Origin of the sequence: Holdemanella hominis, from assembly GCF_014306155.1 — a bacterium.
In the GTDB taxonomy this organism is placed as follows: Bacteria; Bacillota_I; Bacilli_A; order Erysipelotrichales; family Erysipelotrichaceae; genus Holdemanella; species Holdemanella hominis.
Map to the genome: position 1 here is coordinate 1 of NZ_JACRWH010000061.1, position 13,526 is coordinate 13,526.

General features: G+C 35.2%; 15 protein-coding genes and 1 pseudogene. All 16 read right to left on the bottom strand.

What is annotated here, in order from left to right:
- Positions 1 to 173: helix-turn-helix domain-containing protein (locus H8911_RS12960; protein ID WP_186999634.1), on the bottom strand; the 173-nt coding region annotated here is incomplete at its 3' end.
- Between the two features lie 25 nt (positions 174 to 198).
- The gene (gene tnpA / locus H8911_RS10605) at positions 199 to 600 is read right to left on the bottom strand and encodes an IS200/IS605 family transposase (protein ID WP_186999635.1); all 402 of its coding nucleotides are present in this window, start codon (positions 598 to 600) and stop codon (positions 199 to 201) included.
- A gap of 100 nt (positions 601 to 700) precedes the next feature.
- The gene (locus H8911_RS10610; RefSeq protein WP_186999636.1) at positions 701 to 1,963 is read right to left on the bottom strand and encodes a hypothetical protein; all 1,263 of its coding nucleotides are present in this window, start codon (positions 1,961 to 1,963) and stop codon (positions 701 to 703) included.
- A 3-nt stretch (positions 1,964 to 1,966) separates the two neighbouring features.
- Positions 1,967 to 2,560 carry a thiamine diphosphokinase gene (locus tag H8911_RS10615; protein ID WP_117926481.1) on the bottom strand — a complete coding sequence of 198 codons (594 nt, stop codon included), beginning with the start codon at positions 2,558 to 2,560 and terminating at the stop codon, positions 1,967 to 1,969.
- Complete coding sequence (gene rpe / locus H8911_RS10620; protein WP_118114237.1) at positions 2,561 to 3,220, bottom strand: ribulose-phosphate 3-epimerase; 660 nt, start codon at positions 3,218 to 3,220, stop codon at positions 2,561 to 2,563.
- A complete protein-coding gene (gene rsgA, locus H8911_RS10625) occupies positions 3,217 to 4,071 on the bottom strand; it encodes a ribosome small subunit-dependent GTPase A (RefSeq protein WP_369410306.1) in 855 nt (284 codons plus the stop codon). Before rsgA ends, rpe begins: the two co-directional genes overlap by 4 nt.
- 1 nt (position 4,072) lies before the next feature.
- Positions 4,073 to 5,737: a Stk1 family PASTA domain-containing Ser/Thr kinase gene (gene pknB, locus H8911_RS10630; protein WP_439649331.1), complete on the bottom strand. Its 1,665-nt coding sequence runs from the start codon at positions 5,735 to 5,737 to the stop codon at positions 4,073 to 4,075.
- Positions 5,738 to 5,745: 8 nt separating this feature from the next.
- A complete protein-coding gene (locus H8911_RS10635) occupies positions 5,746 to 6,483 on the bottom strand; it encodes a Stp1/IreP family PP2C-type Ser/Thr phosphatase (protein ID WP_117926485.1) in 738 nt (245 codons plus the stop codon).
- Between the two features lie 4 nt (positions 6,484 to 6,487).
- Positions 6,488 to 7,531 carry a dual-specificity RNA methyltransferase RlmN gene (rlmN, locus tag H8911_RS10640; RefSeq protein WP_117926486.1) on the bottom strand — a complete coding sequence of 348 codons (1,044 nt, stop codon included), beginning with the start codon at positions 7,529 to 7,531 and terminating at the stop codon, positions 6,488 to 6,490.
- A gap of 31 nt (positions 7,532 to 7,562) precedes the next feature.
- The gene (gene rsmB / locus H8911_RS10645) at positions 7,563 to 8,756 is read right to left on the bottom strand and encodes a 16S rRNA (cytosine(967)-C(5))-methyltransferase RsmB (protein ID WP_186999639.1); all 1,194 of its coding nucleotides are present in this window, start codon (positions 8,754 to 8,756) and stop codon (positions 7,563 to 7,565) included.
- A 1-nt stretch (position 8,757) separates the two neighbouring features.
- Positions 8,758 to 10,851, bottom strand: coding sequence for a replication restart helicase PriA (gene priA / locus H8911_RS10650; protein WP_186999640.1), 2,094 nt, complete (start codon positions 10,849 to 10,851; stop codon positions 8,758 to 8,760).
- 616 nt (positions 10,852 to 11,467) lie between these two features.
- A pseudogene (locus H8911_RS10660) lies at positions 11,468 to 12,308 on the bottom strand (IS66 family transposase).
- A gap of 10 nt (positions 12,309 to 12,318) precedes the next feature.
- Positions 12,319 to 12,600 (bottom strand): hypothetical protein, encoded by a 282-nt coding sequence (locus tag H8911_RS10670; RefSeq protein WP_117926491.1) that lies wholly within the window; start codon positions 12,598 to 12,600, stop codon positions 12,319 to 12,321.
- Positions 12,581 to 12,712, bottom strand: a complete 132-nt coding sequence (locus H8911_RS12775) for a hypothetical protein (protein ID WP_255466362.1) — start codon at positions 12,710 to 12,712, stop codon at positions 12,581 to 12,583. The genes H8911_RS10670 and H8911_RS12775 overlap by 20 nt, the downstream gene beginning before the upstream one ends.
- A 98-nt stretch (positions 12,713 to 12,810) precedes the next feature.
- The gene (gene tnpB, locus H8911_RS10675) at positions 12,811 to 13,146 is read right to left on the bottom strand and encodes an IS66 family insertion sequence element accessory protein TnpB (RefSeq protein WP_186999645.1); all 336 of its coding nucleotides are present in this window, start codon (positions 13,144 to 13,146) and stop codon (positions 12,811 to 12,813) included.
- Entirely contained in the window at positions 13,131 to 13,406 is a 276-nt protein-coding gene (locus H8911_RS10680) for a hypothetical protein (protein ID WP_186999646.1), read from the bottom strand. Before H8911_RS10680 ends, tnpB begins: the two co-directional genes overlap by 16 nt.
- Between the last annotated feature and the right edge of the window lie 120 nt (positions 13,407 to 13,526).

The window sequence follows — 13,526 nt, forward strand, 5'->3', positions numbered from 1 at the left end:
ACTAGATCCTTAGCACAAGCCGAATAGCTTAATGTGATTCCATCTTTTTCATAGGCATCCCTACGTTTTGCCAGGTAATGATTATATACAAAACGAGTACAGCCAAAAGTCTTGGCCAATAATATTCTTTGTTCTCTATTTGGATACATACGATACTTGAATGCCTTTTCCATGATGATTTCTCCTCTTATTGATTCGCTATTTTCTTTTTTGACTTCTTATATACTCTATAATCTGTTCTTCTGTATTTTCAGAAACTGTAGCTACAAAATAAGAAGGATTCCATAGATGTCCACCCCATAACTTGGATCTTAGATCATCCCCAAACTCTTTCATCAAGAGTCTGGCTGATACACCCTTCATAGCTTTTATAATATTTGGAATGTAATGCTGCGGCGTACAATTGATCAGCATACGGATGTAATCTTCCTCCATATTCATTTCCAGAATTTGAAAATCATTATCCTTTGAAATCTGAGTCAGCAGCTCTTTTAATTTTATTGCGACCTGTCCATTCAAGACATCACGACGATACTTTACACACCATACAATATGATACTGTATTGAATAGACATAGCCTCTTCCTTTAACAACTTCCATGTTTTTCCTCATCGATATTATAACATATGTATATCTAATTCATCTCATGACTAAAGTTATGAATGTTCTTAGATTGCATTATAAAAATATCCATTCATCACTAGCTATCCCATTCCTTATATATACGCCTAAATACAACTGGACTGTTCTTTTTCAAATACTCTTTTTGAAGCCAATCCAAATACGTTCCTGGACTAATAATACCGCGTATACTCAATACATCCGCACCTAACGTTCCCAAAACCAAATCGGTAAAAGATGCACAATTATCACCTAAAGCCCAGTAAATATGAAATTTACCACTCTTGACCTTATATAACTTTGCTCCCGTACGATAATGTAGGCGACTTGGATAATCCATTTCATATTCACTAAAACGATCATATCCATCTTCTTTTTCAATCTTTGTATACCAACGATAGCCATTCTGACGAATTTTTTCAATCTCTTTTTCAATCAATGCATTCTGTTTCGATGTTGTATAAACACCATATTCAAAAATGGAATTATTCTCTGCCGAAATCATATTCGGAATGTATTTTTCGAGTGGCACCGTAAAGAAAATGCCATCCCCAATCGTTTGATTTAAATGAAAGGAGTCACTATCATAATTTCCATAACTATAGACAATATCATCATACGCAAAACAGATGTGACCAACCTTTTGAAAGCCCTTGGGCCCGACATGGACAATCACCTTTAAACGAACAACCTCATCCTTCTTATACGTATTTAAATCTTCAGGCTTACCCTCCTCTAAATACCGGTTGACACTTGTCAAAGCCGCATCTGGAACGAAAGCACAAAGAAAAGCCGGAAGTGTGATTCTTACTTTTCGTTTCCATTTATATTTCGTTAAAGGATTGATTCCTTCATATCCATCCCCAAAATAACGCATACCTAAGATCATAAAGTAAATGCCAAAAGCACGCATTAAAAGATCTGTATGAAAGTCTGGATTCAATAACAAATAAAAGCCAAAGAAAATGTAAATAAAGCTAAACACAAAGTTAAAGAAGTTTCTTTTAATATGATTGATTTGATTAATCACAAGCTGAACAAAACAGGCAAATCCACAAAGAATACAATATCCGCCAAAATTTACTCTCAAGATCCATTGTGGAAGATACCGAAAGTTCATTAAGAAAAACATAAACACAAAGGATAATATGGAAAAGAAAAAATCTTTATTCATTTTATTCTTTACAAAGCGAATAATTAAAACTACGCCATTGACACATAAAAATACAATAGATGCGATTAAGATTCCTGTAAAAATACGATTGGGAATCCATATCATGATGGCTCCCGCAACCATTAATATGGTTCCAATCACAAAGTTCATAGCTACATCATAGAACATAGACTACCTCCAGTTGGATTGTACACATAAAAAGCTACCTTCATCCACACGAACGATTCCCTTTTTCCCTGTTAAAGAATTACTTGTCGTATATATTTCTTCAATATGAATCCGTCTTTTATCTAATGGATATAAAAATCCCGATAAAGAAAGCACACCCTCTTGAATAGGATAAAATGAAATATGATGATACGAATCATCAATTTCATGAACGCCTACATTCATAACAGATATTCTTTGGTGCTCATCGATTAACACTACATTTTGAAAACGATACATCGCCAAGCGAATATTCGCAATCGTATGATCGATTCTTCCTTGCATGCCCCCATATAAATAGATCGTATCATAATCTTTACATAAACGAATCGCAAGCTCTGAATCCGTTTCATCCTTCATAATGGGATGTCTTTCAATTGGACACGTGATTCGTTTAAAATCCTCTTCACTTAAAGAATCAAAGTCTCCCACTGCCATTTTAATTGGAAAACCCTGATCTATAATTTTTAATGCACCAGCATCAACACCTATATAATCACAATTTTCAATTTTTGGCACAACATCAACGAGTGGTGTAATTAAAACCGCACAAGTCATTTATTCAAGCATACCTTCAATTGTTTTAGCAATGTCATTTTTAAATACGTAGCTTCCCGCAACCAATGTGTCGCACCCTGCATTTAATGCCAATCTAAACGTATCCTGGTTGATACCACCATCAATTTCAATACGATATGAAAGGTTCAATGCTTCACGCTTTTCTTTTAACCACTCTACTTTTTTAAGCATGTCGGCCATAAATTTCTGGCCACCAAAACCAGGCTCAACACTCATAATTAAGACAAGATCACAAGATTTGAGTACACTTTCAAAAGGTTCAATGGCTGTATTTGGTTTTACGACAATACCACCTTTCGCACCCAAACCATGAATTTCATCCAATAACTTCTGAATACGAGTCAAATCATTATTCAAAGCTTCTGTATGGAAAGTTACTAGATCCGCACCATTTTTAATAAAGATAGGTGCGTATGTTTCTGGGTCTTCTACCATTAAATGCACATCCATAAATAATGGACAAGCCTTTTTAAAGCCTCTTAAAATATCAGGTCCAAACGTTAAATTCGGTACGAAATGACCGTCCATCACATCAAAGTGTAACCACTCTGCTTTAGATTCTTTTAAAATTTCTAATTGTGCACTCACATTGGCATAATCCAAAGATAAAATTGAAGGTGCAATCACAATTGAATTCATAGTTTTTTACCTCTTTCTTCCATAATATTTTTATAATCCTCATAAATAGATGGATTGATTTCTCCATTTTCAACAGCCTCTTTGATCTTACAATCCGGTTCATTCAAGTGCCTGCAATCTTTAAAACGACAAGTATGAATGTATGGTTTAAAATCAAGAATACACGCATCTAAATGCGAAGTATCTAATCTTGTAAAATCTAAGCTTGAAAATCCAGGCGTATCCGCCACCAAGCCATCACACACATGGTGTAACTGGCAATAGCGTGTAGTATGTTTACCACGACCCAAAGCTTTAGAGATGGCTTGTGTCTGTAATTCAAAATCAGGATTTAGGCGGTTCAATAAAGAACTTTTACCCGCACCCGACTGACCACATAAAACAGACACTTTTCCATTTAAGATTTCCTGTAATTCTTTATCATCACTACCAGGATTTGAGAAAACCACATCATATCCCGCCTTTTTATATTTTTCAAGATCCGCCAAAATTTCTTCGGGACGATCCAATAAATCAAGTTTGGTCACACAAATCACCGGTTTGACACCTGCTAAGCCTACTAAGAAGATCAAACGGTTTAATAAGTGGCAAGAATAGTCCGGATCTTTTAAACTGGTGACAATCAAAGCTTGATCTACATTGGCTATAGCCGGTCTTAAAAGACGATTTGTTCGTGAAAGAACTTTATGAATACGATATGAATCCTCAATCTTTTCATATTCGACAAAATCCCCGACGACTGGCGCTTCATGCTGGCGCATTTTACCTCTTGGTTTGGCAATGATTTCTTCTTTTTCATTTTGAATCGTATATTGATTCGAAATTATTTTTATAATTCTTCCTTTCTGCATATTAATCATAATACAGTGTCACAACACTGTTTGTTCCTTCCTGTATATATTCAGTTCCAACATCTGGCGATACACTTATGACCTTATTGCTGCCCTGCCCATTTTCAATATGACTTAAGACAACCGCAATTCCTAAATCATTCAATTCATCTTTGGCATCCAATACGTCTTGACCAATCAAGTCCGAAGGAATCACAATCGAAGGATAGGTACTTACCACAAAAGTAATAGTTTCCTTACTGTCTGGATCAATACGTTTTCCTGGCGTTAAACCCTTTTGTTGTAAAACGATACCTGGATCCATATCTTTTGAGCCTTCATGTTCAACTTCAATCTGCACATTTGGACAATTCTTTGCTAATTCATAAGCAGCCTGCGAATACGAGCCATCTGTAAAGTCTGGTACTAAATAGGTAGATCCTTTAGAAACGGTTAAAACAATTTTCGCATCATTTAAAATCACTTCACCCTCTTTATAAGAAGATTTAATGACTTTTCCCTTTTCATACTTATCATTCGCCTTATAAACATACGTTACTCTTGAAGTGTTAAAATGCGCATTCTGCAACACATCGATGGCCTCATCTGGTGTCAAATCCACTACATTCGGCATTGTTTGATAGCCCAGAAAGCCACTAATCTTAATTATGCCTGTAATGCTGGCAATGAGTACAAGTACAACAATAGAAATCACAACAGCAGCACTAATCATGACAGCTGGAATCCAATTTGGTTTTTTCTTTTCTTCTTTTTCAGACTCTTCATCTTCAAAATCAATATGCCCATTATCATATTTCATCAATTCTTTATTCGAACTTGCATCCACCTTGATACGCTTCATATCACGATATTCTATATCCATGCAATGCATTAAATCATAAAGCATTTCTTTACAAGATACATAACGGTCATCTAAATTTTTTGCGGTCGCCTTTAAAATGATATTTTCAACAGACTGTGGAATATCCGGATTGAAATCACGCACATAAGGCATTGGTTTACGCAAATGCTTGATCGCAATCTCTGTCGGTGTCTTTCCTGTAAAAGGAACGTGCCCCGTTAACAATTCATAGAATACAATACCCAATGAATAGATATCCACTTGTGCATTTGGTTCTTTACCCTGTGTTGTTTCTGGCGCTAAATAATGGGCTGAACCCATAACCGTATTATTAAACGTTAGCTGTACAGAACCATGGGCTACCGCAATCCCAAAATCTGTAATTTTAATCGTTCCATCGTCTTTTACCAACACATTTTGCGGTTTGATATCACGATGAATAATGTTATGATCGTGCGCGTGATCAATTGCACTGATCAATTGTTTCATAATGGCAATGGCCTCATCCACACCTAAAGCTCCGCGCTGTGCTATCAAATCTTTTAAAGTTCGACCACGAATATATTCCATGACAATATAGTGCATACCTTCATATTCACCAACATCATATATATCTACAACATTTGGATGTGATAAACGACTCGCTGCACTTGCCTCACGCTGAAAGCGCACTAATGCCATCGCATCCCCACTTAATTTATCACGCAGAACTTTGATTGCCACAATACGATTTAATATCGTATCCTTTGCCTTATAGACATCCGCCATTCCACCCTGACCAATCAAAGACAAGATCTCATAGCGGTTCGCTATTTGTTCCATCATCATAGTTATTATTCTCCATCATTCTCCATTAAGATAACTGTGCAGTTATCATAACCACCTGATTGATTAGCTCTGGCAATCAATGTTTCCGTTTTTTCCTGTAAAGAAAGACTCGAGTCATGTACAATATCCGAAATCACTTTCTTTTCAACATATCCATGTAATCCATCACTTGAAACCAACAAATATTTATATGTATTTTCAATCTTATTGATATCAATACGGAAAACATGCCATACGCCTAAGGCATTTGTTAATGTATTTTTTTGTGGATGAGACTTTGCTTCATCTAAAGTGATCTTACCCTCTTTTAATAATTGGGCAATGACACTATGATCTTCACTCATTTGAATCAGTTCATTATTATAATCCGCATAGATTCTTGAGTCTCCCACATTAAAAATAAACGTCCCAATATGAGCTTTGATGACACCCACTGCCGTAGTCCCCATACCTCTTTCATTGAAATTCTTTAAGCTTTTTGAATAAATGAAATCATTCGCCTGATTTAAATTTTCACGAATCCAGTTGTCAACTTGACGATCTTTTTCAAATACAGGAGACTTCATAAATGCTTCATACATAGTCATTACCGCTGTATGACTCGCCACTTCTCCTGCTTTTGCACCACCAATACCATCACAGACAATGGCCATCCATTCATCATTGGCATTATGAGCGATGCAATAATCATCTTCATTTAATTGTCTTACAAGACCTACATCTGTATTCGCAAAAACTTTCATCCGCCTAAATTCCTTCCTTTTTAATTTCTTTGATTCTTAATTGTCCACATGCCGCATCGATATCGTTACCATGTTCTTTTCGAATCGTGCAACGAACATGATTCTTCATCAACAAATCATAAAAAACCATAGCTTCGTCGTGGCTTACCGATTTAAAGCCCTTTTCATCTACCGCATTGTATGGAATTAAGTTGACATATGCATTCATTCCATGAAGAAGCTTTGATAATTGTTTGGCATGTTCAGGACGATCATTAACACCATTTAATAAAATATATTCAAAAGTCAAACGACGATTGTTTTCCTGACCATAATACTTAACAGCTTCCATCAACTCTTTTAATGGATATGCATGGTTAACTGGCATTAATTTATCACGCAATTCATCATTTGGCGCATGTAAACTAATGGCTAAATTGTATTGTGTATGTTCATTGGCAAAATCGTAGATTCTTGGAACAATGCCACAAGTTGAAATCGTAATATGTCTAGAACCAATACCTAAACCACGATCATGGTTTACTGTTGCCAAAAAATTCATGACATTATCATAGTTATCAAAAGGTTCTCCTGTACCCATGACAACAATATGTGAAAGGCGCAAGTTATCTTTATCCAATTCTTTTTGAACATACATAACCTGGGCAACCATTTCACCGCTTGTTAGATCTCTTTTTTTCTTTGTCAAGCCACTCGCACAAAATGCACAGCCCATGTTGCAGCCAACCTGACTGGAAACACAAACACTGCGACCATAGTCAAAGACCATCATAACACTTTCAAGTAGTGCACCATCACTTGTTTTAAACAAGAATTTTGTTGTTCCATCATGTGAAACTTGTTTTTTTATTAACTCTAAAGGATTCACAATAAAATCTTTCTTTAAGATTTCTCTTGTTTCCTTTGATACATTGCTCATTTCATCAATGTCAAATACACGATTGCGATACAACCATTGAAAGATCTGATGTCCACGATACGATTTCCATCCGTGATCTAGGGCATATTCGCACATTTGATCATAATTTAAATTGTATAAACTTTCCAAAATAGCACCTCAATTTCTACCGTTCATTATATCATTTACGCACTAGTTTTGCCATATAGAAGCCATCTTGTCTTGTATCACTAAAAATGGTTTTTTCATCCACAAGACAAAACTCTTCGTGCGCACTCAAAAATTTCTCAATTTGTTTTTCATTCTCTTTTTTATTCATCGTACAAGTGGAATAGACTAAGACTCCCCCCACCTTTACATATTGACATACATTATTCAGAATAGAATACTGCAACGGAATCAACGAATCCATATCTTCAGGAACCATGTGTAATTTAATATCTGGTTTTCTAGATAATACGCCATAGCCTGAACATGGAACATCACATAAGATACGATCATATAACACAGAACTTTTAAATGTTGTCGCATCTTGTACACCTGCATGTACAATATCAATGCCTAAGCGTTTGGCATCACTATCAATCAATTCTTTACGATGTGCATGCAAATCATACGAATCAATATGACCTTGATTATGCATCCTTTCGGCCATGGCCATAGTCTTTGTTCCTGGAGCTGCACAACAGTCTAGAATTCTTTCATTTTCCTTAGGATCAACAAATTTTGCAATCGCAAAACTCCCCTCATCTTGGGCACTCATATAACCTTTTTGATAGTAGTCATGATGAAAATAATCATTACCTGTATAAATATATAATGGATCTTGAACACAAACAAACGTATCCAAATCAAAATCAGCTTCACTAGTCATTAATGTATTTCGACGAACATACATGGGTAATATATTTACACTTGCACTTGCCATCATCAAAGCTTTTTCTTGTCCATATTGAGAAGCCCACATCTTATAAAGCCAATCGGGCAATGAATACTTTAAGGCTACATTGTCCGTTTCAATCGGTTTGACCTTATGCAATACGGCATTTGTCAAACCCGCATATTTCACATTGATCTTTTTGGCAATATTGACCGCATCATTGACAATCGCATAGCTTGGGACTTTATCCAAAAACAACAACTGATATGTACTCATTGTCAATAACACATCCATTTTAGGGTGCAATTTATTCTTCACATACTTTGACCAGCATTCTTTACAATAACGATAATTTTGAATGGTTCCATAAAAAATGCGTGTAGCCAATGCACGATCTTTTTCATCCACTTCCTGTAAATGATTTCTTAAATATAAATTGGAATAGACTTTTTTATTCACAACTTCATCTAAGGCTTTCCATATCCATTTTCTCATTCTATTCCTCCATCATAATTGGATGCATATTCACATCCACAACATATTTTGTTTCATCCAAATAATTTCGCACAATTTTGTGTAATAATTGATCGTCCTTTGATTTTAGAATCAAGCGCACACGATGCTTCTTTTGTTGCATACGAATTTCAATCGGACCCAATACGCGCAAAGAAGTAAAATACGATTTCGCAACACGCGCCATTTTATAGGCTTCCTGCAAATCAAAATGTGTAAATACTAAGGTACATAAATACACATAGGGTGGATACATCCCTAAATGGCGATAGCGCATTTCTTGATTAAAAAACATCTTATAATCATGCATTTGAACACATCGCATCACAAAATGATCCGAATCAAATGTTTGAATCATAACTTGTCCTTTTAGCTTTCCACGACCACTTCTTCCACTCGCCTGTTCTAACATTTCATACGCTGTCTCACTAGCCCTGTAGTCATTTCGACAAAGCGCGGCATCCGCATTTAAAATTCCAACTAAAGTCACTCTTTCAAAATCCAAGCCTTTAGCCACCATTTGCGTACCGATTAATAGATCTCCAGACTCTTCAAATTCTCTTAACAACTTTTCATGAGCATTCTTTTTTCGTGTACTATCTGCATCCATACGAACGACATGATGATTCTTAAAGATTTCTAGAATCTGTTCTTCCAAACGCTCAGTTCCCATACCGGCTTTAAAATAGTTCTTAGAATGACAGCTTGGACATTCTTCCATAAATGGAAATTGTCTTCCACAACAATGACATACCAAGGCATTTTGATTTTTGTGGTAGGTTAAAGCCACACCACAATCTGGACATATGCGTACATGACCACAATCACTACAGCGAACAATGGGTAAATAGCCTCTTCGATTTAAAAGCAAGATCACTTGTTCATTTTTAGAAAGACGCTCATGAATAGCTTGAAGCAATGTTTCAGATAAGCCGTTTGTGATTCTTTCCTTTTTCATATCTATCAAACAAATTTCCGGCATTTCATGAATGCGATTTTTAAGTTCAATCAATTCATAGACGTTCTTATAAGCTCTTGCGTACGATTCTAAAGAAGGTGTCGCACTTGCCAATACGACTTTACACTTATGATAGGCCGCACGAAATAAGACAATATCGCGCGTATGATAGCGTGGTGTATTATCTTGTTTGTAGCTAGAATCGTGTTCTTCATCCATTAAAATCAAGCCTAAAGAAGAAAACGGCATAAAACAAGCACTCCGCGTACCTACAACGATATCGACTTTATGATCTTTTACTAAATTATATTGTTCTAGCTTTTCTTGCGCATTCAATCCTGAATGATAAATCGCAATCTTTTGTTTAAAGCGCGCCTGTACTCTTTGTATCATCATCGGTGTTAAACCTATTTCAGGAACAAGAAATAGAACTTGTTTTCCAGTCGATAATACATTTTCTGCCAATCGCAAAAAGACTTCGGTTTTACCAGAACCAGTCACGCCATGAAGTAAAGAGACCGTTTTATTGGTGTTTTGAATGGTTTCAATCGCCGACACTTGCTCAGAAGTTAAAGAATGTGTAACATCCGCAATTTCACTTACACATGTATTAGAATCCTTAATTCTTTTTTCAAGAATAATATAACCTTTATCTAATAAAACCTTTGTGATGGATGGACTTACTTTTCTAAGTTCACTCATCTTGCATGGATAGGTAAAACTATGAAGCACTTCTTTTTGTCTTGATGTTAATGGTAAATCAGAATCATTTAATATCGCATAATCTTCATAGATAATTTTTGAATGCTTACTAGAAGGACGAAGAGCTGGTGGCAGCATTGTTTTATAACAAGTCACTTTCGAACTGGCATAAAAATCAGCCATATAATTTGCCAATACCTTTAATTCGTTATTTAATAATGGCTTTTCATCTATGACTTCAATGACAGGCTTAATATTTTTAAAATCGCTTTCTACATCTACTTCTTCGACAAATCCTACAAGTGTACGATTGTTGAATTCAACACGGACTCGACAACCAACTTCAACATGACAATCACAAGAATATGTAAAGGTATTGCGTAGGCGATTGTATTCTACATATACATTAATCAGCATGCATCTATTATAACATCATTCTGGATTTGACATTTATATTTATTTTAGAATATTTCACCAAAACCACTAAAAGCACCAAAATGGTGCTTTTATGCTTTTATCCAATAATTTCTCTGCCCGTGTCGTAATAATCAAGTTATAATTATGATGTAGAAGATAAGATACAAGCCATCGAATATTGTTTAGAAAACTCTATGTCCAATGATTCTACATTCTATTTAAATTTTACCTCCACGAGTGGTAAAGGTAAGATTGGTCATTCAAAAAAACTACGCAAAGAATAATAACGCACACTTAAAGGACTATGATTTGCAAAAAAAAGAATTATGGTATCCTCATTGTTGATTTTGCAGATCAAGAATTAGCACACAAAATTTATTCGACAAATTAAAAGATTCGCTTTGAAATGATACAATGTCATTGTCAATCGAATCTATTCTTTTTTTACATATAGATTCTTTGGCAGCTGTTTAGAGTACGGCAACACACTATTTTTGATTTCATTTGATAATCCTTTGGTGCTCAATATATCCAACACATATTCCAGATATTTATATGTTGCGGATTCTATCAAACTTAAATATATGGTACTTGCTTTAGCTCCTTTTTTTGTATTTTAAAACAAGAAATTCTTTCTGGCTATTACGAATGGTTTGATTCTTTGTTCAGCTAGATTATTGCTTAATTCACAGCGACCATCTTTAAAGAAATTTCTTAGATACTCTTCTTTATGGAATGTATAACTGATTGCTGATCCCATTTTCCTTTTGGCAGGTATTGGCCTTCTATTTCATGAAGGTACACAAAAAACTCATTGAATATAGGTAACGACTCTTCCTGACGTCTCTTATAGCGTTCGGTTGGTGTTGAACCTTCTTTTTTCAATGTTTCTTCAATTTTGAACAGTTTGTTTATATAATGGATCGCTATCAGAATATTTTTATATCCAGGATGGCTGTCAAGATATTCGATCCTTTCTTCTCTTGTGGAAAGCTTTCGAATTTCTTTTCTTCCAACGGATGCTTTCTGTGCTTCTACGAACTTTCTTCGTACATGCGACATGCATCCTACAACCATCAGACAAATACCCTTATGATATGCTTCGTATCCATCACTGTGAGCTATAGCTTGACTGTCTTCTCCAAGAATTATCGTCGCATTTTCGTATTTCCGATTTCCTGGACTGAAGAACAGCGCCATCTGAATGGTTTCGAATGTTCCGCTCATTCCCATCCACACATATCCCTTTTTTCGACCGTCCTTACAGTCTTCAATGATTTGAAGTGGTGTTTCATCCAAATGTACAGTCTCCAGCTTTTTAAAGTCGTCACACATCTGATCGAATACATATTCCAGATAATCATTTGAGCAATCATCCAGTTGCTCATATTTTGACGATTGATGCATATATTTTGCCTGTTTAGATCCTGTTCTTGTCTATATAGTGGTGTTCCCAAAACATATTTATTATATGCCTACGCTGCCTTCAATAAGACAAAATGGTTTGTATTTTAACTCATACGAAATCGTTGGCTTTAACTCTTTCATCAAAGAACCACATTCTGGACATGATCTGTCTTTTATTGAATGATGAATTGTTTCTTTTATTTCCAAATCTGAATAATCATTCTCTTTTGATTTTGGCTTTCTCTTCTTGCCTTTTTTTGTGCTTTTGACCTCAGGCTCCAATAAATCATCCGGATTCACATTATCAAGTATCTTTTCGATTTCATTGAATAAGGGAAGCATTTTCAGAAGTTGAGCCAAACTTACTTCTTTTCATGGATACTAGCTGATCCAGATATGTCATTTTAGAAATCGTTTCTCCAGTCGCATATTCCTTCAGCTCTTCACGGTCCATTTTTCAAACTTTTCTTCTAATTTATTAATATCTTCAACATTTACCATACATATGTATTATACCACAAATGCGCATAAAAAGACTGTAAATAAAGCGTTTTATGCGTATTTATATAACTTGTTTTCAAAAGTTTTTTTCTGTTCCATCCTTAAACCTTCAAGATGCCATCTCAATTGCTGCTTCGTTATTGTAGCTATGCCATTATCACGAATCGGAAACTGAAAATGCTCTTTTTCAAGCCTTTTATACAGAAGCCAGAATCCATTTCCATCCCAGTACATACACTTTATTTTATTTCTATGTTTGTTGCAGAATATTAACAACGCATCCTGAACGATAGATGCATATCCATCAATTTCTTTTCTCAGATCTGTAACATTCTTTACAATATAGATCTCTGGAATATCATCAAAACTAATCATAACGACAAACATATTTTTATGATTCTTTGTATATCCTTGTCTGGAACAGATACATTAAATTCAAAACGCATACTATTTAATTTAAAACGGATGCATCCAGTGTTTGAAGATCCAATATCATCATTCCCTTCAACAGCTACAAGAGAAGGTTCTTCAGTAGCCCATTTATATCTGCTCTTTGCATTGTAGAATGCTTTGTCAGATATACCATGAAGCTTACAATACTGAGAAACGCTCAATTCGATAGATTCTTGATCTGCGAAGATATGCATCTGGTACTACGTCAAGAAAAAGGACTCATAAAATAGATAAATTTTAAATTCTAATGTTTTGAATAATAATTATTCTCATATTGATTTGGTGATTCATAACCGCAATGGCTATGGATTCGT